Annotated in this window: 16 protein-coding genes and 1 tRNA gene; 10 read left to right on the top strand and 7 right to left on the bottom strand. The window is 58.5% G+C overall.

From position 1 onward, the window contains the following. Window positions 1–196 precede the first annotated feature (196 nt). Window positions 197–1498: an Nramp family divalent metal transporter gene (locus ACODS3_RS04430; protein ID WP_304573944.1), complete on the bottom strand. Its 1302-nt coding sequence runs from the start codon at window positions 1496–1498 to the stop codon at window positions 197–199. Between the two features lie 580 nt (window positions 1499–2078). Beyond that, window positions 2079–2154 (bottom strand) — tRNA-Asn (locus ACODS3_RS04425). A gap of 161 nt (window positions 2155–2315) precedes the next feature. Here ACODS3_RS04425 and ACODS3_RS04420 point away from each other — a divergent pair. The 3 genes from ACODS3_RS04420 (at window position 2316) to ACODS3_RS04410 (ending at window position 5726) form a co-directional block, all read left to right on the top strand. Then, window positions 2316–3941, top strand: coding sequence for an NADP-dependent glyceraldehyde-3-phosphate dehydrogenase (locus ACODS3_RS04420; RefSeq protein ID WP_489033430.1), 1626 nt, complete (start codon window positions 2316–2318; stop codon window positions 3939–3941). Window positions 3942–4099: 158 nt separating this feature from the next. Further along, window positions 4100–4612: a sigma-70 family RNA polymerase sigma factor gene (locus ACODS3_RS04415; protein WP_025259719.1), complete on the top strand. Its 513-nt coding sequence runs from the start codon at window positions 4100–4102 to the stop codon at window positions 4610–4612. A gap of 121 nt (window positions 4613–4733) precedes the next feature. Next, window positions 4734–5726, top strand: a complete 993-nt coding sequence (locus ACODS3_RS04410; protein ID WP_489033428.1) for a FecR family protein — start codon at window positions 4734–4736, stop codon at window positions 5724–5726. A gap of 20 nt (window positions 5727–5746) precedes the next feature. Here ACODS3_RS04410 and ACODS3_RS04405 read toward each other — a convergent pair whose 3' ends face one another. From ACODS3_RS04405 to ACODS3_RS04385, 5 genes are all read right to left on the bottom strand, one after another. Then, window positions 5747–6553, bottom strand: coding sequence for an energy transducer TonB (locus ACODS3_RS04405; protein ID WP_489033426.1), 807 nt, complete (start codon window positions 6551–6553; stop codon window positions 5747–5749). Then, entirely contained in the window at window positions 6550–6996 is a 447-nt protein-coding gene (gene tolR, locus ACODS3_RS04400) for a protein TolR (RefSeq protein ID WP_489033424.1), read from the bottom strand. The genes ACODS3_RS04405 and tolR overlap by 4 nt, the downstream gene beginning before the upstream one ends. A gap of 10 nt (window positions 6997–7006) precedes the next feature. Then, window positions 7007–7717, bottom strand: coding sequence for a protein TolQ (gene tolQ, locus ACODS3_RS04395; RefSeq protein WP_201002910.1), 711 nt, complete (start codon window positions 7715–7717; stop codon window positions 7007–7009). 86 nt (window positions 7718–7803) lie between these two features. Further along, the gene (locus ACODS3_RS04390) at window positions 7804–9732 is read right to left on the bottom strand and encodes a phytase (protein WP_489033422.1); all 1929 of its coding nucleotides are present in this window, start codon (window positions 9730–9732) and stop codon (window positions 7804–7806) included. Between the two features lie 61 nt (window positions 9733–9793). After that, window positions 9794–12310, bottom strand: coding sequence for a TonB-dependent receptor (locus tag ACODS3_RS04385; RefSeq protein WP_489033420.1), 2517 nt, complete (start codon window positions 12308–12310; stop codon window positions 9794–9796). Window positions 12311–12645: 335 nt separating this feature from the next. Between ACODS3_RS04385 and ACODS3_RS04380 the strand changes: the two genes are divergently transcribed. From ACODS3_RS04380 to ACODS3_RS04350, 7 genes are all read left to right on the top strand, one after another. Further along, window positions 12646–13560, top strand: coding sequence for a GGDEF domain-containing protein (locus ACODS3_RS04380; protein WP_489033418.1), 915 nt, complete (start codon window positions 12646–12648; stop codon window positions 13558–13560). An 8-nt stretch (window positions 13561–13568) separates the two neighbouring features. Then, entirely contained in the window at window positions 13569–14606 is a 1038-nt protein-coding gene (locus tag ACODS3_RS04375) for an AraC family transcriptional regulator (protein ID WP_489033416.1), read from the top strand. Window positions 14607–14761: 155 nt separating this feature from the next. Further along, the gene (locus ACODS3_RS04370; protein ID WP_201017633.1) at window positions 14762–17596 is read left to right on the top strand and encodes a TonB-dependent receptor; all 2835 of its coding nucleotides are present in this window, start codon (window positions 14762–14764) and stop codon (window positions 17594–17596) included. Window positions 17597–17645: 49 nt separating this feature from the next. Beyond that, window positions 17646–20468 (top strand): M16 family metallopeptidase, encoded by a 2823-nt coding sequence (locus ACODS3_RS04365; RefSeq protein ID WP_489033414.1) that lies wholly within the window; start codon window positions 17646–17648, stop codon window positions 20466–20468. Continuing rightward, on the top strand, window positions 20465–22138 hold the full coding sequence (locus tag ACODS3_RS04360; RefSeq protein WP_201017635.1) for an ABC transporter ATP-binding protein/permease: 1674 nt from the start codon (window positions 20465–20467) through the stop codon (window positions 22136–22138). Before ACODS3_RS04365 ends, ACODS3_RS04360 begins: the two co-directional genes overlap by 4 nt. 375 nt (window positions 22139–22513) lie before the next feature. Beyond that, complete coding sequence (locus ACODS3_RS04355; RefSeq protein ID WP_489033412.1) at window positions 22514–23668, top strand: mandelate racemase family protein; 1155 nt, start codon at window positions 22514–22516, stop codon at window positions 23666–23668. A gap of 76 nt (window positions 23669–23744) precedes the next feature. Continuing rightward, entirely contained in the window at window positions 23745–25367 is a 1623-nt protein-coding gene (locus tag ACODS3_RS04350; protein WP_463531560.1) for an ABC transporter substrate-binding protein, read from the top strand. Window positions 25368–25396 lie beyond the last annotated feature (29 nt).

Below are 25396 nucleotides of genomic sequence, written 5' to 3'. Positions count from 1 at the left end.
TCCGCTTGAAAAGTGCATTACAACTCCCTGAAATTGATATTCATGCACTACTATCACGGGTACGTTACACGAATGGTATCGGCTGCTGAAGCAAGCGCATAACGAAGGTGCAATATGGACAGCATGCGTGCCACCTTGGCCAAGATCAAAGCAGCCGAGAGCCGAAGAGGCAATAAGCCTCCTCGGCGACTCAGTATCAGGTAAACAGGTCGACACCCAGCTGGAAAGCGACCCAGAGCGCCAGGCATGTTGCGAAGAACAATGCGATATTTTCAAACAGGTTATTGCGATATTTCTTGTCCAGCAGCGACTTCTGGTTGGACATGATCAACAGGCCCAGCGAAATGACCGGCAAACCAATGATGTTCAGCGCACTGACCCCAATGGTCAAGGTCACGAAATCCGGCATGCCAGGCAGCGACCAGATCAATGGCGTTACCAGAATGAACAGCATGAACCACTTATGCATGGGGTCATGGTGAAACTCTTTACCGTACCTCTCGCGACGAGCAGGGCTGACATGCTGGAACGCATCGGTAATCAACATCGGGAATGCAGTGGTTTTTCCTGAAATACTGGCGAACAGAGTCGCGAATACGCCAATAAAGAACACATACCAACCAGCGGGGCCAAAGAACATTTCCAGCGCCTTGCCCAAGTCACCCAGGGTCTTCACCTCGATACCGTTTGGCCGCAGAATTTCCGCTCCGACAATCCAGATGGCCAGGTTAATGACGATCCCGACGCACACGGCAAACAATAAATCGTTACGCTGAACACGCTTGTGCTGAGGCCCTACCCAGCCCTTCTGGCGCATGACATAGGGATGCACGAAGTTTGCAATGGAACCTGCAACCGCGCCGATCACCGATACCGCAACCAACAGCGCGCCATGCACACCTTCATCCGGCGGGATACTGAAACCAATGGTGCCTTTGACAATACCCACAACATCCGGGCCGGACATGACAGCCAAGGCGATAAAGGCCAGGGTCATGACAGCCAACAACAACTTCATCACGCCTTCGATCATTGAATAGATGTTGCGACCGACCAGCATCCATACAGCCAGCACCACCGCTACCGAACAGAGCAATGGGTGGTCGATCTTGAACAGCATCGCCAGCGACTCACCTGCCCCTTTGATCATGTAGGCATTCATCAAATGCCCCATCAGCAAGGCATAAACAAGCATGAACCAGGCAAAAAAGGGATTCAGTTGCGCATAACCCTGAAGGATTGTCATACCTTGGTTGTTGCACAACTGGAAGCGAGCAATGATGTTTACGATCAGGTATCTCAACAGCAGAGAAACCGCCAACACCCACATCATCGCGTAACCGTAATTCGCTCCTGCGACAGACGACGTAATCAGATCACCTGCACCTAGCCAGGACAGTACGGCAATGATGCCCGGCCCCAGCAGTTTCAGCATTCGTGTAAATCGATTTTGTGCGCGCCCGGATGCCTGACCTTCAACGGAAGGAATGCTTGCCATAGAGGATGTCTCCATTATTGTTTTTGTTAGATCCATAGCAGTCGAACACAACTCATTAGACGTCGTACAACACTTCTGAAGAAAATGTGTTTTTAGATATTTCAATCCCAGGGTGTCAGCTAGAGTTGATGAAGGTTTCTCAGTGCTTATGGCACGTGAAGCCATGCGGGTCGTGTGCATGCATTACTGGAAGAGCTGCAACAACACGCAACCGGGGTGATCCTCGGACGGAACGGTGACCACACCCCAAAAAATACAGAAAAGGCCGAGGCATCATTTGAAGCGATGGCTGAAAAGCGAATCAGAAAGCAAACGCCAATACCCTACAGGACTTGCCTTTGTGAGGGGGCTGACTGCGTAAAAGCACCTGAAGATGGATACGATTCTCATGATGCACGCCTCTGAATCGATTGATTAGAGACGGCGCCGGATCGTCAGAATAGGGAGTGCGACCTTGTTTTCAGATATAAAAAAAGGTCTTGGACGTTTTCACTTCTGAAAGCCCAATGACGTATCAGCTGTCATTGGTATGCGCTTTCAGCAGAAACGACGCAAGACCTTGATTTACATCACAAAATTCTGGCTCCACGACCTGGACTCGAACCAGGGACCCAGTGATTAACAGTCACTTGCTCTACCAACTGAGCTATCGCGGAATGAGCGCTATCTTACTGATTAAAATAGGTAAGTCAAGCATCCCCTTGAAAAAATATTGAGCATAAACAGTCATTTGCAGGCGCAGGGTTTCGTCGTGGGTTTGCTGTGGCGTAGTGTGTTCGCTTGCCCCCGCAACGCTTATCACAGAAAGGAGAACGAGATGACCCAGGCTAACCGTCTTGAAACGTTGTTCCCCACCGCTGACGACATTCCGGAGCAGTACCGTACAGGCCCGGCCATCGAGCAGCGGGAATATCTGGTCAATGGTGTACTGCAATCATGGCAAGGGCCTCTGGCTCCGGTGCGCAGTCCGGTTTGTCTGAGAAGTGCAACGGGGCTTGAGTCGGTGATTCTGGGCAGTACGCCGCTGCTGGATGCAGAAACGGCCATGACGGCACTCGATGCTGCGGTTCAGGCTTATGATCGTGGCCAGGGTCGCTGGCCGACAATGCGTGTGGTGGAGCGCATTCAGCATGTAGAGTCGTTCCTCAAACGCATGCGTGAACAACGCCAGGCCGTGGTGAATCTGCTGATGTGGGAGATCGGCAAGAACCTCAAGGACTCGGAAAAGGAGTTCGACCGTACCTGCGATTACATCGTCGACACCATCAATGCCCTGAAAGAACTGGACCGCCGCTCCAGTCGTTTCGAGCTGGAACAGGACACCCTTGGCCAGATCCGTCGTGTACCGCTTGGCGTGACGCTGTGCATGGGGCCTTACAATTATCCGCTCAACGAAACCTTCACCACCCTCATTCCGGCCCTGATCATGGGCAATACCGTGGTCTTCAAGCCCGCAAAGTTCGGCGTGCTGCTGATTCGTCCGCTGCTTGAAGCCTTTCGGGACAGCTTTCCGGCCGGGGTCATCAATGTGATCTACGGGCGCGGCAGGGAAACGGTCAGTGCCTTGATGGCCACCGGCAAGATCGACATCTTTGCCTTTATCGGCACCAACAAGGCCGCCAGCGACCTGAAAAAGCTGCATCCCCGCCCTCACCGCCTTCGTGCCGCGCTGGGGCTGGATGCAAAAAATCCCGGCATCGTGCTGCCCGATGTGGATCTGGATAACGCCGTCAACGAAGCGGTGACCGGTTCGCTGTCTTTCAATGGTCAACGTTGCACAGCCCTGAAGATCCTCTTCGTTCATGAGGATGTGGTGGATGGTTTTCTGGAGAAGTTCCAGCAGAAGCTGGCACAGTTGAAGCCCGGCATGCCTTGGGAGCCTGGCGTGTCCCTTACGCCACTGCCGGAGCCAGGCAAGACTGACTACCTGCAAGGCCTGGTTGTCGACGCCACTGCAAAGGGTGCCCGAGTCGTCAATGAAGGCGGCGCAGACGTCAGCGAAACCTTCTTCTACCCTGCCCTGCTGTACCCCGTGACACCGGACATGCGCGTCTACCACGAAGAACAGTTCGGCCCGGTCGTGCCGGTAGTCGCTTATCGGGATCTGCAAACCGTGATCGACTATGTGCTCGACTCCGACTTCGGCCAGCAACTGAGCATATTCGGCAATGACTCAACCCAGGTCGGACGACTGGTGGATGCCTTTGCCAATCAGGTGGGCCGGATCAATATCAACGCCCAATGCCAGCGAGGCCCGGACCAGTACCCGTTCAATGGCCGCAAGAATTCCGCCGAGGGCACCCTGTCGGTTCACGATGCCTTGCGCGTGTTCTCGATCCGTACGCTGGTAGCGACCAAGTTCCAGGACAGCAACAAGACACTGATCAGCGACATCATCCGTAACCGGGAGTCCAGCTTCCTGACCACCGACTATATCTTCTGAAGTCCGGAATCAGGGGCGCAGTGCAAGGCTGCGCCCCTGACAATGCAGTGGCAGAAAGACATAAATCGCATTTGATAATGATTATCGAAAACAGGTAGCATGCCCACTTTCGGGCAGGACATGTCGCACCTCCCCACGCGATACGAGCACTAACCTCCGTGGATTCGTCCGCCAGCAAACTCGACCTTTATATGGCGCATCGCTCTGCCCTGGTGGACTATGCCGCGCCCATCGTAGGCTGCCGTGCTCGCGCCGAAGATGTGGTCCAGGAAGCCTGGCTGCGTTTCAATGGTCGCCCCAATCAAGACACCACCATCGACCATCCGGTCGGCTATCTGTATCGAATCGTACGAAACCTGGCCCTGGACCTGACACGCAGTATTGCGACCGAAAAACGCCAGCCCGACGGCGACACCCTGCTGGCGGAGCTACCAGCCGCTACTGCGTCCCCCGAGCAGGAAGCGGTCAGCCATGATGAGCTGCAACAAGTCTCCGATGCCCTGGCACAATTACCGGAGCGAACCCGCATGGCTTTCGAGATGCATCGTCTCGGTGGCTACACCCTGCAACAGATCGCAGCAGCTCTGGGTATCTCGGTCGGGCTGACTCACCAGTTGGTACATGATGCCTTGAGTCATTGCGCAGCCTGGCTGGAGCGAGGCAATGGCTGAGCCCCGTTCAAAGAATTTTCAGGAAAATCTGAAAAAAAACACGAGCCAAACGTCTTTTGCAGAAGGGAGCCATAGTGTGCGACCCTCTCACGCCTTTTCTACAGCTGGAGTCTTGCCGGACATGCCGCAAGCCGAACCTCGCCAAGCTCGTCTGGATATTGCCCTGGATTGGCTGATGCGTGTCCGGCAGGGGCCCGACGATGCTCGCTTGCAGGCTGAGCTTCAGGACTGGCTGCAGGCCGCACCGGAAAATGCCGAAGCCTTGCTCAAGGCCGAACGTGTCTGGAGCCTGACCGGCCAGCTTACTCCGGCAACAGCCCATAAATGGCCTCCGGTTCCACCTGTAGCGACAGCCCCTGCACCACCCGCACCTTTCGTCGCCCGCCCAAGACGCCGACGCACCTTGAGTTGGGCCGTAGGCGGAGCGCTTGCTGCCTGCCTCGTGGCTGCCGTGGCTCCCAGTCTGAATACTGCCTTGCAGGCGGACTTCCAGACCGCCAGCGAGCGACGCGAAATCCAGTTGCCGGACGGCAGCCGCGCCGTGCTCGACAGCAACAGCGCCATTGCCTTTGAATTCACGGCAACCCGCCGCGATATTCGCCTGCTGTGCGGGCAAGCCTTTTTCGAGGTCAAGCCTGATCGCAGCAAGCCCTTCAATGTAAGCGCACAAGACCTCGACGTGACCGTCACCGGCACAGCCTTCAATGTCGATCTGGAAGCGAAGAATATTGAAGTTGGCGTACAGCATGGCTCGGTAAAGGTCATTGAGCGCGGTTCAAACCGAATCCTGAATCCAGGCCTGAGCGCAGGCCAGCTACTGGACTTCAACCGCAGCACCGGCCAGGCAAAACTGCAAACACTGCCTGCCAACCGCATCGCCACCTGGCGTAACGGCCAGCTAGTCGCCGACAACGCCCGCATGGCCGATATAGTGGACGAACTGCGCCGCTACCTGCCCGGCACCCTCTGGCTGAAAGACTCGCAACTGGCCGAGAAACGCATTACCGGCGTGTACGACACCAGCAACCCCGAGGCCGCATTGCGTGCAATGGCGCAGCCCCATGGGGCGAAGGTCGAGGGTTGGGGACCTTGGGTGCTGGTGATCTCGCGGTAGTTTTGAAACGGAACACTGCTTTACTGACTGATCCGGTAATGAAACGTATTCTTCACCCCCGAAACCGTCACCGCCCTTCCCTCCACAATCCGCGGCTGATACCGGAAGGTTTCCGCTGCGGTCATTGATGGCCTGATAAACAGCGGATGACAGGTACCTTGAACCTGTGGGTTGACGACGCGGCCCTGAGGGGAAACGTCGTAGATAACGGTGCAGTCGCCTTCGATGCCTTTGTCCAGCGCGCGCTGGGGATAGTCGGGGGCTTCTTTGCTCAGAGGCTGGTATTGGCTGCTGTCGGCGGCGGCTGTTTGTTGCTGGGCCTGGCGGGCGCGTTCAGCGGTTTGTCTGGCCTGTTCGGCCTGGCGTTGTTGCTCGGCCTGCTGCTGCGCCACGCGCTGTTGTTCCTGCTGACGCTGCTGCTCGGCCTCCTGGGCATGTTGCCGTTGCTCGCGCTTTTGCTCTTCGACACGCTTGCGTGCCAAGGCGGCCTGTTCGAGTTGGCGGGCCTGACGTTGTGTATCGATCTGTGGCCTGGCGGGTTCGATGGGCCTGGCAGGCACGGGCACTGGCTCAACCGCAGGCTCAATGACCGACGCAGGGGCAATCATGGCAGGTGCCGGTTCGGGCGGCAGGATAAACAACTGGGTGGTGATCGTTCGGGCGGGTTCGGGCGTTTTTTCCTGAATGCTCCAGCCGAACATCAACCCACCCAGCAGCGCGCCATGCAGAGCAAAGGCGATGGCAGCAGCCAGCCCGTTGTTACGTAACCTGCTCCAGTCCATGACGCTGGAGCCAGACGACTCGAATTCCAGTGTCATTGTGGTCATTGCGGGGCCTCTGTCACCAATCCCAGATGAGTCACGCCGCTGTGCTGCAAAGCGGCCATGGCGGCAACCACCCGCCCATAATCGGCCTTGTCGTCTGCGCGGATGAATACCTGGGTATCTGCACGTTCGGCCACCAGTCGGGCAATGCGGTCTTGCATGTCTTCCAGACTGGCAGCGGTATCGGTCTGCGAATGGGTGTCGACGTTTTCCCCGAGGTTCCAGTAGTAACCGCCTTCAGCCTTGACCGACAAGGTCACGATGCGCTGCTTGGTGTCGGTGGGCTGCGCCTCACTGGCAACTTTCGGCAGTTCGATCTTCACGCCCTGGGTCAGCATCGGCGCAGTCACCATGAAAATAACCAGCAGCACCAGCATGACGTCGATATAGGGTACGACGTTCATTTCGGCTTTCGGACCATGTTTGCGTTGAGGTTTGACCAGCATGGAAAGTCCCTCAGGCCACAGCGGCCATAGTACGTGTCAGGCCTTGCAGGGTTCGATTCAAACGCACCTGCATTTCGTTGCCAAAGCTGTAGTAGCGAGCCGCAAGGGTCTGGCCGCGTGCGGCAAAGCGGTTGTAGGCAATCACGGCAGGAATGGCAGCAAACAGGCCGATGGCGGTCGCAATCAAGGCTTCGGCAATACCGGGCGCGACTGTGGACAGCGTGGCTTGCTGCACCTGAGACAAACCAATGAAGGCATTCATGATGCCCCAGACAGTGCCGAACAGACCGATGTACGGACTGACCGAGCCCACCGTGGCGAGAAACTGAAGACCCTTTTCCAGTTGCAGTTCCTGCTCGCTGATTGCCACTTGAAGCGAACGCTCGACGCCGGACAACACGGCATCGGGTTCAATGTCCGGACGATGCCTGAGCTGCTGATACTCGGCATAACCCGCCTGGAATATCTGCTGAATGCCGTTGGCTCGATCACGGGCTTCAGTGGCCTCGCTGTACAGCGGCGACAGTTCCGGTTCGCGACGAAAGCGCTGCTGGAAAGCATCCATGGAATGTTCGTCGTGACGCAAGGCAAGGCTGCGCTGGATGATCAGATACCAACTGGTCAGCGAGGCCATCAGCAGGGTCAGCATCACAGCCTGGACCAGTACGCTGGCATTGCTGATCAACCCCCAGAGGGTCATGTGTTCTAGCGTGGCGTGCATCGTGGAATTCCTGATGTATGGCACCTTCCGGTCAAGGTCAGTGCCTGTATGAATCGATTGTTTATCACCGCTTGATGACAAACGACTTACGGCAGAGCCAGGGTTTTAACCACATCGGCCCAAGGGATGAATTTGAAGTTCTGCGCCTGCTCGGGCATGCGCTTTCGTCCGTCCTGAACCACCAGCATGCCTTTGCTCCATGGGCCGCCGAGGTTGGCCGAGGTCACTTCCAGGCCATCGGTTTCAGAAGTCCCATCGATCCCGAGCCTGGCATTGAGGCCCACACGAAATGCGCCGCGCAGCGCATAAGGCGGTTCGGCATCCACCACCACATAGCTGTCATTGCCCTGGCTGGAGATCACCAGATAGTCGTGCTGCTCGCTCTGATACAACGCCAGCCCCTCGACATCGGCATGTACCACATCGCCGACCTTGATCACGCTGGACAGTGTTGCGGGCTGATCGGCACGGGCATCCACCGCCCAGACACCAACGTCCTCCTCGCCAAGAAACAGCCGCTGGCGCTGATCGTCGGCCACGCAGCCTTCCGGCTGGCTGTCCACCTTGAAACTGCGCACCAGTTCACCCCTGGCCTTGCCGTCAGGCGCGCTGATCCGGTATTGGAGGAAGCTGCCATCCTTGCCGTTGGCGAAGGCATAGAGCTCGCCACTGGCCGGCTGGAACAGGCAGATGCCATAGATCTGCGCCAGCGGCGTGGGAATTTCGCCCGCCTCGCGAAGCGCGCCACTGTTACGGTCGATGCTGAACAGGCTCAGGCTGTTGCGATCACGATTGCTGGCAACCGCCAGATCGACCTTCTGCTTGCCCAGCATGAAGCCGGGCCGTACATCGACGTTGTTCAGACGTCCGACGGCCAGTTCCTGAAGCTGCTTGCCCTTCAGGTCATAAACCAGCAGCCCCTGCTTCTTGTTGGTGCCCAGTACGCGACTTTGGGCCGGATTTTTCGGATGAATCCAGATCGCAGGGTCGTCCGCAGCATCGCCCTGACGCGCTACCGGCTGACTCTGAGCGACAGCCGCCACGCCGGGCAGCGGCGCAGCCAGAGCGACCGGTTTCGGCTTCCAGCTCAGCTCACCTTCAAACAAGCGGTCGCCGTCGTTATCGTTGAGCAGCAATTGCAGGCCACTCTGGCTTTCATGAATCGACAGGCCTTCAGGCTTTTTCAGGTTCATCAGCGACAGTTCGGCTACCGATGACCAGCTCTCGCCATCGCCCTGCTGCTGATAGAGGTGCAAGGCCTTGCCCTTGGGATCGAGCGCCAGCAAACCACCAGGGACGACCGCCATGGCCCCCGCCGCCTGCTTGATTGCGCCAAACGGCTCACGCAAGGCAACCGGCGTGCGGGCTACATCGGCTTCGGGATGCGCCGGGTAAGCCCACCAGCCGATGTTCTGCTCATTGACGAACAAGCGATGTGCCGCGTCGTCCACCTGACAGAACTCCGCATTGGGCGGCAGCGGCAGGTTGCGCACCAGGCGAGGCTGCTCGCCGAGGTGCTCCCCGCTGCCGACCAGCCATTGCTCACCCTTGCCCTCGTCGCCGACCAGAAACAGGAACAGGTTGCTGGCGTCATCGCGATACAGGCACAAGCCGGTGACCGAATAATCCCGTGCTGGCAGGTAAACAGGCTTTGACCATTGGTTCTTTGCCGGATCGATGCGGCTCAGCATCGGTTGCTGACGCAGGTTGTCCAGCGTCGCCACCAATGCCGTCTCACCACTCTGACGGCTATCCAGCGCCTGATAGGAACCCGGCAGCCGGGCCAGTTGGCGCCCTTTGTCATCGAGCAGCAACAGGCCGGATTTGACACTGGCGGCCAGGCGTTTCGCCCCGTCACTGCCAGGCAGAAAACCCACGGACTGGGCCTTGAACGGCTCGCTTTCGGCCCAGCGCCCAAGGCTCATCTCGGGAGTGGGCGCAGCCTGTACGGCCCCGGCCATCAGGCCGATCAACAGCGACAGGCAACCCGCTTTACGTGGCAACAAAATCTTCATGAACACTTGAATCCTTGCACAAGGTTATCCGGCAACACGGGTGAAGGGCTGCCGGTATCGATCAGAAATGGGTGAATGTCAGGCCGATCTTGTAGGTCGGGCCGTACTCTTCGTATTGGCTGTTGAGAGAGCGATGGCCGGCATAGACGAAGTACGGCTGATCGGTGAGGTTTTGCGCCTCGAAACTGACTTTCAGGTTCTTGGTCAGCGAGTAGCGAGCGCTGAAATCGATGAAGGTCTGGCCGTCGACGTACAGGTCATGGTCCTTGTCGCCAATGGCCGCCAGCTCATACAGATAGGCCGACTTGTAGTTGGCCGACAGACGCAGGCTGAGCTTGTCGTTTTCCCAGCCAAGAATCAGGTTGCCGACCGTATCGGACTGGCTCGGCAGATCGATATCGCGCTTGCGGTTGGTGCCCGTGCTCTGGTCGAAGCCCTTGATGCTGGCGTCCGAGCGGCTGAAAGTAGCGTTGGCGCCCAGCAGCAGGCCATTCCAGGGCGCAGGCAACCAGTCGAGTTTCTGCGAGTACGCCAGCTCAAGACCATACAGCTTGGCCTTGTCGCCATTGGCGTAAGTGTTGGCCTCGGAAAAACTCGCCCACTGCCCCGTACCCGCCAGATCGGTGTTGTAAACGAAATTCTGGATATCCTTGTAGAACACGAAGGCCGAAACCGTGCCGGCGCGCCCCATGAAGCGTTCAATGCCCAGGTCCAGGTTGCTGGACTCCAGTGGCTTGAGGTCCGGATTGCCGAAAGTGGCTTCGTCATCATCGATCACAAAACCCGGGGCCAGTTGCCCGAAGGTCGGACGCACAACGCTTTTGGTCCAGGCGGCGCGCAACTGGGTGTTCTTGTCGATCTGATAGCGTGCATGCAGGCCCGGCAGCCAGTGGTGGTAATCGCGTCGGGTCTGGCTCGACTCGAACACCCCGTCGCGTACGCCGGTTCCCTTGGCTTCCATCTCGGTGCCTTCGTAGCGAAGGCCGGCAATGAAGCGCCATTTATCGATATCGATGGTGTTCATGAAGTAACCGGCGTTGATGTCTTCACTGATCGTGAAGTCATTGGCCCGCGACTCCGACTCATCGTAGAAGTCCGCAGCATTCAGGCCACCCAGCAACCCTTTGATGGCGCCGGGACTGATGCCGTTACCGAAATTACCCAGCCGGTAATCGATTGTGCCTTTCTGGAATTGCGTCAGATTCAAATCACTGGAAGTGAAACCCAGCGTATCGAAGTCCTCGTATTTCCAGACCTCCAGATCGTTGGTCTTGTCACGCCGGCTGACCTTGCCACCGAACTTGAATTGCGAGGCATACCCCTTTAAGTCGTAATCCCGGGCCAGGTCCAGACGCAGGTTCTTTTCCTTGTCCCTGGTGTTCTGCTTTTCCCAGTCCACCTTGTCGAGAGTGAAGTTCGAGGCATCGTAAAAAGCGGAGCCGACAATGGGGCGCGGCGTTTCAGTGTCGTAGAAACCGGTGTTGGCGAAGTCATTGTTGCCCACGAAAGTGGCGCCTGCGATATGGCCAGGGCTGTCTTCGCTGGACTCGCTATAACCGGCCTGACCGCTGACAGTCCACAGGTCGTACATGCGCTCACCGCCGAACACAAAGGATTTGATCTCCTGGGTTTCGGTACGGGCCTTGAGCTTGCGGGTGCCTTCGGCATCGCCCAGCGTACCGGCGCTTTGCGCATCGGCGAACTCGAAACCATTGGTGGTACGGACCTCATCGTCCTTGAAGCGGCTGTACAAGGTTCGCAGGTAGAAACTGCTGACATCATCCGGCTTGTAATCGAAGTTCAGGCCACCGCCAGCACGCTCGCGACTGATGTCGTAGTTGCGCTGCTCGAACTCTTGCAGGCTCCGGCCATCCCAGGCACCGCCCGTTTCGACGTTGTCAGAACCGAAGTCGCGCTTCTGCCAGCTGAGAGCCGCCGCGACACCGAAGTTGTCGATGCCATCACCCAGGCTAAAGCGATTGCTGGCCGCGCCGGAAAACTTCGGGCTGGTCTGGCCGCTGTTCTTGTCATAACTGGCTTCACTGCTACCGGTATAGAACAACCCCTTGTGATCGAACGCCGAAAGGCTCTCGACATCCACCGTGCCGCCCAGGGAGTTGGCGTCCATGTCCGGCGTCAGGGTCTTGATGACAGACAGCGATTGCACCAGCTCCGAGGGCAAGACATCCAGCGCCACTGCGCGACGGTCACTTTCCGGTGCCGGTACGAGTGTGCCATTGATGGTCACGCTGTTCAGGTCAGGGGCAAGGCCCCGCACCGTCACGAAACGGCCCTCACCCTGATCACGCTCAACGCTGATGCCCGGCAGACGCTGCACCGCTTCGGCAACGTTCTGGTCCGGCAATTGGGCCACGCCATCGGCATGCACCACGCTCTTGATGCTGTCCGAGGAGCGCTGTTCCTTGAGGGCCTGATCGATACTTGCCGCCTGCCCCACCACCTCGACATGCTCGGTGGCATTGACTTCGGCAGCCTGAAGCCGCTCGTTGGCAATCGCCAGGGCCAGTGCGCTGAGTGCGTAGCCGACCAGTTGTGCCCTGCTGCGGCGCTTGTACATGTCTGTCCTCTCCAGGCTTCACGATGGGCCAGGCAAATGACCCGGCAACTGGAGGCGCAAGCTAGAGTCCAGGCGTGACGGTTCTGTGACAGATAACGCCGAAAACCCCTGAAATTGAGGGTTTCAGGGGTGAAATGAGCTGATTTGACTTTGGGTTGTGGGGAGTCTTTGGAGCTTCGCGAATGAATTCGCTCCTAAAGCCCCGGCAGGAGCGAATTCATTCGCGAAAAACAGGCACACACCATGAGCTGATTCGACCCTTTGCGCCGTCACCCAACTGTCACAGTCATCTGTTCTGCTGGCCGACATTCAGCGCTCCAGGAGCCCGTCAGGCCATGTTCAGCATCCTCAAACCCCACCGCGGGAAACTCGCCCTGCTGATGGTCGCGGCCAATATGGGGCTGCTCGCATTCCTGGCTTTTGGCGATATCAAATACGTCAGCGAGTGGAAATGGCTGGATATCATCGGCGAAGGCGGCTCGGCGCTGCTGGCCTTGACCTGGCTGTTTCTGGTGTTCAAGAGCCGCCCGGCCGGTCGGGTAACCAATTACCTGTCCGTGGGCCTGAGCTGCGTATTCTTTTCCTGGTGGATCGATGCGCTGGACGAGTTCATCCGCCTGCCCAAGGAAATCGGCTGGGACCATTGGCTGGAGTCCGGCCCGATGCCAGTGGGTTTGATTCTGTTGACCATCGGTATCTATCACTGGCACCGGGAACAACTGGCAATCAGCGCACAGATGGAAAAGCGTGAGCGCGGCTTTCGCGAGCATCGGCTGTTCGACAAGCTCACCCCGCTGGGAAGCGCCGATTACCTCAAGCGCCAGTTGGTGCTCAGCCTGGAACAGAGCCAGCGCCAGCAGCACCCCCTGTCACTGGTGGTGGTGGATATCGACAATTTCAGCGCCATCAATCAGTCGTTCGGTCATGGCGAAGGCGATGAAGTGCTGTCGGCCCTCAGCCATCTGCTGGTGCTGAACCTGCGTCGCCAGGATCTGCTCTGTCGTCTGGCGGGTGACCGGTTTGTCGTGCTGCTGCCCAATACCGGCGAAAGCCAGGCAAAACTGTTTGCCCTGGAGTTGCAGCAAGCCGTTGCCGGGCTGGCCCACAAGACCCGGCAACAGGGTGAGCGGCTTCATCTGTCAGCCAGCACTGCCGCCGTAATGGCCATGGACGAAACACCCGAAAACCTGCTCAAGCGCCTGAACCTGTCACTGGCCCGCGCCCGGCAACCTCTGCCGCGAATAGCCTGAGGCCTGCCATGACCATCAAGAGCGACTGGTACGAAACCGACAGCCGATTCATTCCCGGCCATTACCAGCCGGCAACGCTGATTGACCTGGCGTTGTCGCGCGCTATCGACAGCCACCGCCTGCTCAAAGGCACCGGTCTGTTCTACGAGGACATCATTGCAGGCAAGACACGCCTGAGCCCGCAACAATTCTTCGCCCTGATCGGCAATGCCCAACGGCAGATGGGCGCCGATGACACCAGCTTCCTGTTTGGCCAGCGCCTGTTTCCCGGCCATTACGGTGCAGCCAGTCATGCCTTGCGCCATGCCCGAAATCTGCATCAGGCTCTGGAAATCCTGATCCAGCAGCAGGCGCTGCTCAGCCCGCTGCTGACGCCGCGCCTGGAACTGGACGAGCACTATGCCTATCTCTACTGGCTGGACAGTTGCGGCGCAGGCGAGCAGCAGCGGTTTGTGCTGGAAGCCGGCATGACCGCGCTGATCGCGATGAGTCATCTGCTGGGCGGTGAGCGTCTGCCCTGGGAATGCAGTTTCTGTCATGACGAGCCACGCTATGTCGAGCAGTACTGGGTTCATCTGGGGGAAAACACCTCGTTCGGGCGACCACTGGACATGATGCGCCTTCCCAGAGAATGCCTGACCCGTCCATGGCCGGGCGCGTCTCCGATTGCCGGGCAAGTCGCTCAGCAGGAAGCCAGCGCACAACTGGAAACGCTGGGCATGTACGCCAGCCTGCTGGACCGGATCTACCGTTATCTGCGCGATAACGTGCGTGAAGCACCGAACCTGGATCAGGTCGCCCAGGCTTTCGCCATGAGCCCGGCGACCCTCAAGCGCAAACTGCAGAAACACGGCACCAGTTTCCAGGCCCAGCACGATCTGGCCCGCAAACACGTGGCCCTGCACCTGTATCAGATCAAGGGTCTGAGCAATGAAGCCGTCGCCGAATACCTGAACTTCAATGACCCCGCCAACTTCCGCCGATCCTTCAAACGCTGGACTGGCAGTACCCCGAAACTGATCCAGCGCCTGTTCAATTTCGACTGAAAACGACCTGAGAATGGCCTCTGCCCGCCCTTCATGAAGTTTTTTCAATTATTTTCTGAAAATTTCCCGCGCTGCCCCGTCCTTTGACTCGCACACAACATTGAGATCAATTCTCATTCAAAAATGCGGGTTTTAAGCCCGTACGGGGACGTGGGATGACACCGAACACTCAGCCATCGCGAAGCCTGGGCACAGCGATTCGCAAACACCTGAATCACGCCACACAACTCAGCGCCTTGAGCCTGTGCTGGATGATCAGCAGCCAGAACGTAATGGCCAGCGAACCGCTGAGCGAGCGTGAGCAAATCCTGCAAACCCGCCATAGTTTTGATATCTCGGTACAAGAACTCTCGGCCGCGCTGATCAGCTTCGGCCAGCAGAGCGGCCTGCAAGTCAGCGTCGACCCGGCCTTGCTGGGCAACCGTTACTCACAAGCCGTACAAGGCCAGATGAGCAGCGAACAGGCCCTCGCGAAACTGCTGCATGGCACTGGCATCGGCTGGGGCTATGAAGATGGCAGCCTGGTGTTTCACCTGACCCGGACCAGCGGCTTCGATGCGCCGATGGAGTTGCAGAGCACGGTGGTGCTGGGTGAGCCGGTAGAAAACAGTTTCCAGGGACAGACCGTGATCGGTCGCAAGGCCATCGAAGCCTTCCCCGGTGCCAATGGCGACATCACCACCCTGCTGCGCATGCACCCAAACGTGCAATTCAACAATGCTCAGCAAAGCTCCAATTCTCCCGGCGAAATCGACCCGGCGGATATCAGCATCAACGGCGCCAAGTTCTACCAGAACAACTTCATGATCGATGGCATCTCGATCAATAACGACCTGGATCCGGGCGAGCACGACTACAACTCCATTCGCCAGTTCGACTCGGCACCCAGCCGTTCACACGGCATTGCGCTGGATGCCGACCTGCTCGAAGAAGTTCGCGTTTACGACAGTAACGTCCCCGCTGAATACGGGGGCTTCAATGGTGGTGTGGTAGACGCCATTACCCGTAAACCCACCCAGGAAATGCATGGCAAGATTTCAGCGTCCATGACACGCTCGGAATGGACCAAATACCACATCAGTGGCGAGGACCAGGAAGGCTTCCAGACCTCCACGGACGAGCAATACCAGCCTCAGTTCGAGAAAACCACTGTGCGGGGCACACTGGAAGGTCATCTGACAGAGAACTTCGGGGCCATTCTCAACTTTTCCCAGAAACGGGCCACCATTCCGCTGAATGTCTACGATAACGGCTACAGAAGTGATACCAGCCCCAATACCAAAGACCAGACACGCCGTATCGACAACTACCTGCTCAAGACCTACTGGAATGCCAGCGAGCGACTGACCCTCGATACCTCGCTGACCTATGCCCCGCAGGAAAATTTTTACTTTCGGGCCAACCGCATCAACTCCGGCTTCACCACAGAAGGCGGTGGCTTTCAGGGCGCGATCAACGCCAAGTGGCAAGGTGACAATGCCGTCTGGACCAATAAACTGGCGCTTACCAACCTGAACAGTTCGCGGGATGCCGAGTCAGACGAATACATCAACTGGTACTTCTCGACCGTAAAGAACTGGGGCAACCCCAACAGCAACACAGCCCGCAGCGCCGAGGGCTCGTCCGGGTCGCTCGAACAGACACAGCGCGGCATCACCTATAACACCAAGGCCGACTGGTTCCCGATCCAGATTGCAGGCACCACTCACAACTTCACGACAGGCATGGAGTTGTCACACCAGGTCGCAACCTGGGAACGCCTTGACGACGTGACCTCCGCAACCACATTCCGCCGGGACAATGTCGCCACGTGCGCCGGTAACGACTCGCTTTGCTCGATCGGCAGGATGCTCAATGGCAACATCCGGCAATACGCCACACGGATGACCACCTATGAAGCCGGCAAGATTGAACTGACGGAAAACAAATATGCCTTCTTCGCCCAGGACAAGATTGAAATCGGCAAGCTGACCCTGCGTCCAGGCGTGCGCTTTGAGGGCGACGACTATATGGAGAAGAAGACCATTGCTCCGCGCTTTTCCGGCGACTACGACCTGTTCGGCGACCGCAGCACCGTGCTGGTCTTTGGTGCCAACCGTTACTACGGCCGCAACCTGTTCAAGTATCGGCTGGCAGACGGACGCGGCACGCTCAATACCAGTTATGCCCGCGAAACCCAGACCGGCGCCTGGGTAGGAACCCGGCAGGCCAGCACCAGCAAGTTCACCTCCCTTGATGTTCCTTATGACGACGAACTGACTCTGGGCATCGATCAGCGCTGGCTGGATACCGACTTTCGTCTGAAATATGTCAACCGCAAGGGCAGAGACAAGATCAATCGCTCATCGGCTCGTGTCCAGGGATTGGCGGCCGAGAACGGCTATGCGACCGAATACTTCACCTACACCAACGAAGGCATGAGCGAAAGCGACAACATCACACTGAGCGTCACCCCTTTGCATGAACTCAAGTTCCAGGGCACCCGGACCAGCGTGCAGATGGCCTTCGACTGGTCCCGTACTCGTGATGCCTATGGCAACTATGACGATGCCATCAACTCCGAGTTGTATACCAACGAAGATGTGATCTATGACGGCAAACAGATGAAATACAACGAGTTGCCTGCCAGTGACTTCAACCGGCCCTGGACAGCTCGCATGACCACCATCACCGAGATACCGCAACTGAACCTGACCTGGAGCAACTTCTTTCGCTACCGCGGTGGCTACGACCAGATCATCAGTACAGGCGATGACGTGACCATTGATGGCAAAGACTACTCCGTGTACGAAACAGCCACCGTCAAGGCAGCCCCTACCTGGGACATGCGCCTGGACTGGGAACTGCCCACCGGCAAGGATCAGGCCGCATTCGTTGCCGTGGACGTGACCAACGTTGCCGACAAGGTCAATCCGATAGTCAGCAACAGTGCCCGCACCACCTATGAAACCGGTCGCCAGTACTGGCTCGAAGTCGGCTACCGCTTCTGACCTCTGCGTAACCGATTGATCAAACGCTTTAACCGAGATACCTGATCTGATGAAAAAAATAATCATGAGCCTGTCGGGCTTGCTGATGCTGAGCGCCTGCGCCCAGTTTCCCGGCAGCCCGCAAACACAGGCCTGGGACTCCCAAGTCGTACGCGGTCATCTGAGCAATGGCCTGGAATATCGTCTGGTACGTGAAGTCAGCCAGCCCGGCCGAATCGATGCACGTCTGGCCGTCAAGGCCGGTTCCGTGGATGAAGAGGATGACCAGGTGGGTGTCGCCCACATGGTCGAGCACCTGAATTTCTACAGCCATGCCGGACAAGGCGAGAACATTCGCAGCCTCATGAACCAGTGGGGCTGGGCTCAGGGGCGTAACTACAACGCCATGACCAACTACGACCGCACCCTGTACATGCTCAGCCCTACCGGCGGCACGGCCCAGACCGAGCAGACCTTGCAGGCGCTCTCGACCCTGACCCTGGCCCATGATTACACCGCGGAAAATCTGGAGCAGGAGCGTCCGGTCGTCATCGAAGAATGGCGCGGCGGCCTGGGTGTCGCCCAGCGCATGAACGATCAGCGTACCGCCTCACAACGCATCGGTTCACGCTACCCGGAGCATCGCACCATCGGCAACGAAGCTGCGATTCGCTCGGCCACGCTGGCTGAACTCAAGAGCTTCGGACAACGCTGGTATGTGCCCAACAATATGGTGCTGACCATTGTCGGCGATATCGACCCCGCGACCCTGCCCAACCGTATCGAACACTGGTTCGGCAAGGCCAGGCCAGGGGCATTGCCCGAGAAAAGCTACCGGGAACTGCCACTGGACAAGCAACTGAAAATCGTCCGCCTGCAGGACAGCCAGAGCGGTAGCAATCAAGTGGCCTTGCTGTTTCGCCTGCATGAGCCCGACAGTCGTGCGCCCACCCAGGACGGCCTGCGCGAACGCCTGATCGACCGCATTACCCTGTCGGCCTTGCTGGACCAGTTGCGTATCCAGCCTCGGGAAACCGGCGTGCGCAGCCTGACCGTGCAGAAAAGCCTGATCGGCGACTACTCCAGCGTTCTGGGCATTGCTGCGAGCGTGGAAGGTGACGCTCACCAGGTGGCATTGAAACAACTGCTGACGGAAATCGAGCGGGTGCGGCGCTATGGCCTGCGTGATACCGATCTGCGTCGCGAGAAAGAAGAAATACGCGCCGTCGCGCAAAAGATGCTGGCGAAAAACGAACCACGCACCTTCGAGCAATGGATCACGGACCTCAACGATGCAACGAATCAGAATCGCATCGTCTCCACCAAACACGACATCGCTTCGCAGTACCTGAAAGCGCTCGACACCGTCGAACTCAAGGACCTCAACCAGCGCCTGAAAAGCTGGACCGACAGCCCGGACCGGGTTCTGCAACTCTCGGCTCCCGGCCTGAAACCGCTGACCTTGCCCACGGCCGAGGCTGTAAACAGCCTGGTGGCACAGGTCCAGAGCAGCCCGCTGGACGCCCCGCAAGCCGAAGCTGCCACCGTCTCGACAGAACCCGACGCCCTGCCCGCCTTGCCTGCGGCCACGGCCAAAGGGCAGGTCGTGAAACGCAAGGCATTCGCCGAGCAGAAAGTCGAATACTGGCAGTTGAGCAACGGCGACCGTCTGGTCTGGCTCAAACGCAATGGCGACAATGACCGACTGCTGATGAAAGCAGACTCCAGCGCCGGGTTCATGACCGCCGAGATTCCAGCCTGGCGCAGCCAGATGGCGGCGCAATTGACTGGCCAAAGCGCTCCACAAGGCTGGAACGAAGAGCAGATCCGCCGCTGGCGCAGCGAGCAAGGGGTGAATCTATCCCTCGATCAGGAAGCCGACCGCCTGCAACTGGATCTCTCGACAATAGACGCCAAAAAGGACATTCCCGCACAACAGCGCCTTCTGGCCATGCTGCAAGCCTATCGCCTGAGCCAGTCGCCAGCGGGCATCGACAGCGAAGCTTTCGAGGAGGCGCGAGACGAGCTGATCGGGCGTCTGTCGCGCAATACCGACAATGTCCGAGAGCTACAGGACAAGGCCCTGCGCAAGCTGCAATACGGCCAGGACAACTGGCAGACGCCAACCATCGCCCAATTGCAGAACGTACAGCCTGAAGAGCTGGATAAGGACTGGAAACGCCTGAGCCAGGCACCGGTGACTTACTACCTGATGGCCGATGTGGACGCCAGCGTTCTCCAGCCTCTGGTGGAACAGGAACTGGCTGGCATTCCTCGCGGCAAGGCCCTGAAGACCAGCCAGCAACAGCAGCGCAGCGGCTACCACGCTCAGGAACTGGCCATCGGCATCGAACCTCGTGCCGTGCTGCAAGCCTTCAGCTATCACCCGCGCACCTGGACACCGGTGGACGCTGCACGAGTCGCGACCTTGCGGGACATAGCCCTCGCCGCCCTCAAACAGCAGCTTCGGGGCGAAGCCTCGGGGGTCTATCGACTGAACTTTGACAGCACGCTCAATCAACAGACCCAACGCATTGAAAGCAGCCTGAATTTCAGTACCGATCCGGCCCGTGTCGAAGAGCTTTGGCAAATGGCCAAGGCCACGCTTGCCGGGCTGTCGAAAACCATCAGCGAAAAAGACATCGCTGCCGCCCGCAAGAACCTGATCCATCAGGAAAAACTGCGCCGCGACGATCCGCAGACCCAGATGCGCCGCCTGATTCTCAGTGATCGTTACTGGGGTGATCCGCGCTACCTGAGCCAGCAACAGCAATTGCTCGACGCCCTGACAGTTCCGGCGCTCAAGCGTCTGGCCGGTGAGCTGTTCGATCAGCAGAACCTGGTCCAGTTCCGCCTGCTGCCTGCACCGAAAGAGGCGGTAGCCGGTCAATGAAAACCCTGAAAACCTTCTATGCCCTGGCCAGCCCCTACTGGCTGGACCGCAGACAATGGCTGTCGTGGGTGTTGCTGCTCAGTGTGATCGGCATGGGCTTGCTGGTGGTGCAGATCAACGTCTGGATCAACGCCTGGAGCAAGACGTTCTACGACACTCTGGGCGAGTTCAAGACCGAAGCGCTGTACTCGCTGATGGGCCAGTACTGCCTGTACATCGCGGGCTACGTGGTGATCGTTGTCTACCTGGAATGGCTGCGCAAGGCATTGGTGCTGCGCTGGCGCCGGGCGATGACAAAAACCACCATCGACGCCTGGATGCAGGGCCAGGCCTACTATCGGCTGGGGCTGACCGGCGAGCCGGATAACCCGGACCAGCGGATTGCCGAGGACGTGGACCTGCTGGTGGATCGCAGCGTCGAGCTGCTGGCGTCGTTCATCATCAACCTGGCTCAGGTGCTGGCCTTCGCAGGCGTGCTATGGAACCTCTCGGGGGTCCTGAACTTTCAGGTGCTGGGCCATGACATCACGATCCATGGTTATCTGCTGTGGGCAGCCGTGCTTTACACCGTGCTGGGCACCGCGTTCACTCACTTTCTCGGGAGCCCGTTGCAGCCGCTCAACTTTCAGCAGCAGCGTTACGAAGCCGACTTTCGCGCCAGCCTGCTGCGCAAGCGTGACCATGCCGAGCAGATCGCGCTGTATGGCGGTGAAGCCGTCGAGAAACGCCAACTGGGCGAACGTTTCGAACACATCGCCGGCAACTGGTGGCAGCTCATGGAGCGGATGCGCAAGCTGCAGTTCTTCACCGTGAGTTATGACCGGGTCAGCCGCATCATCCCGGTCTTCGCGGCCCTGCCCGCCTTTCTGGCCAAGACCATCACTCTTGGTGGTCTGATGCAGATCCGCAGTGCCTTTACGGCGGTGCAAGGCTCGCTCAGCTGGTTTATCGACGTCTATCCACGCCTCGCCGCCTGGAGCGCCACGGTGGAACGGCTTGGCCAGTTTCAGCAGGCGATTGAGGCAACCCGTGGTCAGGTTCGCGAAATCGAGCGCACCGTGGCGTTGCGTATCGATGACCTGCAAATCCATCGCCCCGATGGCAGCGTCCTGCTGGATAACATCAATGCCAGCGCCACGACAGGCGAATGGCTGCGCATCGAAGGCCGCAGCGGTCTGGGCAAGTCCACTCTGCTGCGCACCCTGCAAGGCCTGTGGCCCTACTACCGGGGGAACTGGGAACTGCCGGGCGGATCGAGCCTGCTGATTCCGCAGCAGCCTTACCTGCCGCAAATGCCGTTGCGTCAGTTGCTGGTCTACCCGGCCACAGAATGCCCGTCCGATGCACGTCTTGTTCAGGTGCTGCATCAGGTCGGCCTGTCGAAGCTGGAACATCGCCTGGAACAGCAAACCGAATGGACTCGCGAACTGTCCGGTGGCGAGCAGCAACGCCTGGGCCTGGCCCGTGCCCTGCTGTATGCACCGCAGACGCTGTATCTGGACGAAGCGACCAATCAACTGGATGACCAGAGCGCCTGCCATCTGCTCAATATCCTGAAACAGGAACTGCCCGACACACTGGTGATCGGCATCAGCCATCAGCCCAGTGTTGCAAACCTCTTCCAGCGCAGCTTGAATCTGCAGGCCAGCCTCACACCCACCGCCGCCTGACTCCCGCCTCAAAAGCCGGGAGCGTCTGCTCCCGGTGCCTCTGTAAAAAATACAACGCAATGAATTAAAAGGATTTTTTGTAGGAGCGAATTCATTCGCGAGAGGCCCGTACATCCGAAGAAAATATATCGACTTCAATGACGTCTCGCGGATGAATCCGCTCCTACTCGACCCATAGAAGTATGACGACAACAAGGAATCCACCTCCCTTCCTGTATGATGACCTCAATAATTCCTCATAAAAATCACGAATAATCGAAATAGTCATCACACCACTATTGACCGTTCTCTCGATATCTGCAAATAATCGCCCCAACGTTGTATGACGACATACGAATAATCTCCTTTATAAATACAAGACCAATGAAGGCCCCCATGAAAATCATCTCTGTCAGTGTCGATGTCTTTTCCTACCCTTCGCGGCGCGCTGTAGACAGCGCCGGCCACGCCCATCCCGACGAAGAGAAACCGGTCAAAATGGGCATGCTGCGCATCGCCTGCGACGATGGCAGCGAAGGCTTTTCCTTTGGTGCGCCCGAGTTGATCCGCCCGCATATCATCGAGTCATTCGTGAAGAAGGTGCTGATCGGCCAGAACCCCATGAACCGGGAAAAGATCTGGCAGGAACTGGCTCACTGGCAACGCGGCAGTGCCAGCCAGTTTACCGATCGTGCCCTGGCGCTGGTTGAGCAGGCCTTGTGGGATCTGGCCGGACGCGCCCTGAAAATGCCCGTGTACAAATTGCTGGGCGGTTATCGAGACAAGGTGCTGGCTTATGGTTCGACCATGTGCGGCGATGACCTGCCGGGCGGTCTGTCCACGCCGGATGAATACGGCCAGTTCGCCGAGAAGCTGGTCCAGCGCGGCTACAAGGGCATCAAACTGCACACCTGGATGCCACCGATTTCCTTCGCGCCCAACCCCCAGATGGACGTCCAGGCCTGCGCCGCCGTACGCGAAGCCGTAGGGCCGGATATCGCCCTGATGCTCGACGGCTATCACTGGTACAGCCGCACCGACGCTCTTTATATAGGCCGCGAATTACAGAAGCTCGACTTTGCCTGGTTCGAAGAGCCAATGATGGAAGACTCCAGCGAATCCTATGCCTGGCTCGCCGCGAATCTGGACATTCCGGTACTCGGACCTGAAAGCATTGCCGGCAAGTACCACAGCCGCGCCAGCTGGGTCAGCAACAAGGCCTGCGACATCCTGCGCGCCGGTGTGGCAGGTGTTGGCGGTATCGGGCCATGCATGAAAGTCGCGCATCTGGCCGAATCGTTCGGCATGGACTGCGAGGTCCACGGCAACGGCGCAGCCAACCTGAGTGTGGTCGGCGCCATCAGCAACTGTCGCTGGTACGAGCGCGGCCTGCTGCACCCTTTCCTTGAGTACGATGACGTACCGGCCTACCTCAATACCCTGGTCGACCCCATGGACAGCGACGGTTACGTGCATCTTTCCCAGAAGCCGGGACTGGGCGAAGACATCAACTTCAGTTATATCGAGACTCACACCCTGCAACGTTACTGAACCGGCTGTACCACGAGGGGCGATCAGAGCGCCCCTCGTCAAAGTGTCTTTATAAATATAAAAAAGGACCGCCCCCATGAAACTCTGGCCCAAGCGCCTGCCCTGGCTGCTATGCCTCGCCCTCACGGCGACATTTCTGCACACCCCGCCTGCCACCGCACGCGGAGAAACACCTGTCGATCAACTGGTGGTCGGCATGAGCATGATCAATCTCCTGTCCCTGGACCCCGCAGGCGCAACCGGCCTTGAGGTGTCGGAGGTCAACTCCAATGTCTACGACATGCTGCTGGAACAGGACGCCGCACGCCCGGACCAGTTGATTCCGGCTCTGGCCGAACGCTGGGAAATCAGCCCGGACCGCATGCGCCTCACCTTTCACCTGCGCCCTGGCGTGACCTTTCACTCCGGCAACCCGCTGACCGCCCAGGATGTCGCCTGGTCTCTGCAGCGCGTGGTCACTCTCAATAAAGCCCTCGCCTCCACCTGGAAAGCCTATGGCTATACGGCGCAGAACGTCAGCCAACTGATGCGCGCCGAAGGGCCGTCGACTTTCGTTCTCGACCTGCCCAAGGCCACCGACCCGTTGCTGGTGCTCAATACCCTGGCGACCTCGCCCAGTGCGTTTGTCATCGACCGCGTCATGGCCATGCAAAATGCCCAGGGTGACGATCAGGGCGCAGCCTGGCTCACGACGCACACTGCAGGTTCCGGTGCCTTCAAGCTGGATATCTGGCGTGCCAACGACGTGATCCTCATGACCCGCTTCGACCAGTACTGGCGCGGGCCGGCCAAGATGCGCCGGGTGATCATGCGCAACATGACCGAGTCCCAGGCCTTGCGCCTGATGGTCGAACGCGGCGATCTGGATGTGGCACGCGGCATGGCCGCCACCGATATCAAGGCCCTGACCCGCTCTGAAGAAGTCAGCGTACAGACCATCCCTCGCGGCACGCTCTATTACGTGGCCCTGAGCATGGAGCAGCCGTTGTTTCAGGACATACGGGTTCGCCAGGCCATTCGTTCGCTGATCGACTATCAGGGCATCAATAACGTGGTGATGCCTCACTACGGCCTGATCAATCAGCGCCCGCTGCAACTAGGGCTGGCGGCGCGACTGGACGATCCGGGCTACAAGCTCAACGTCACACAAGCCAAACGCTTGCTGGCCGAGGCCGGGCATCCCGATGGTTTCAAGATCACCATTCGCTCACTCACCGACTCCCCGTTCATCAACATCGCCACCAGCCTGCAATCCACCCTTGCTCAGGCTGGCATTCAGGCCACGATCATCACCGGTACCGGCAACCAGATCTACGGTGCCATGCGGGATCGTCGCTTCGACATTCTGGTCGGTCGCGGTGGCGGCGGCGCCGAACGCCATCCCCATTCCAGCCTGCGGGCACTGATCTACAACCCGGACAACCGCGAGCAGGCCAAGCTGAGCAATTTTCAGGGCTGGCGCACCTCGTTCTACAACGCCGAGATCAACCAGTTGATCGAGCAGGCCGAGCAGGAACGCGATGCCGCCAGACAGCTCAGCCTGTACCAGCGCATCCAGACCCTCTACGACCAGAAGGCAGGCCCCATCATGCCGGTCTCGCAAATGACCGACGAAGTGGTGATCCACGCCGATGTCCGCCAATACCTGGGCCACAGCGCAGCCACCACGCGCCTGCGGGATGTCTACAAGCAACGCTGACCTCATGGGTTCAACGAAGGCAGGAATCA

The organism is Pseudomonas sp. FG43, assembly GCF_057809175.1.
Note: the sequence above shows the minus strand (reverse complement) of the source record. Positions and strands in the feature narration are given on the sequence as shown.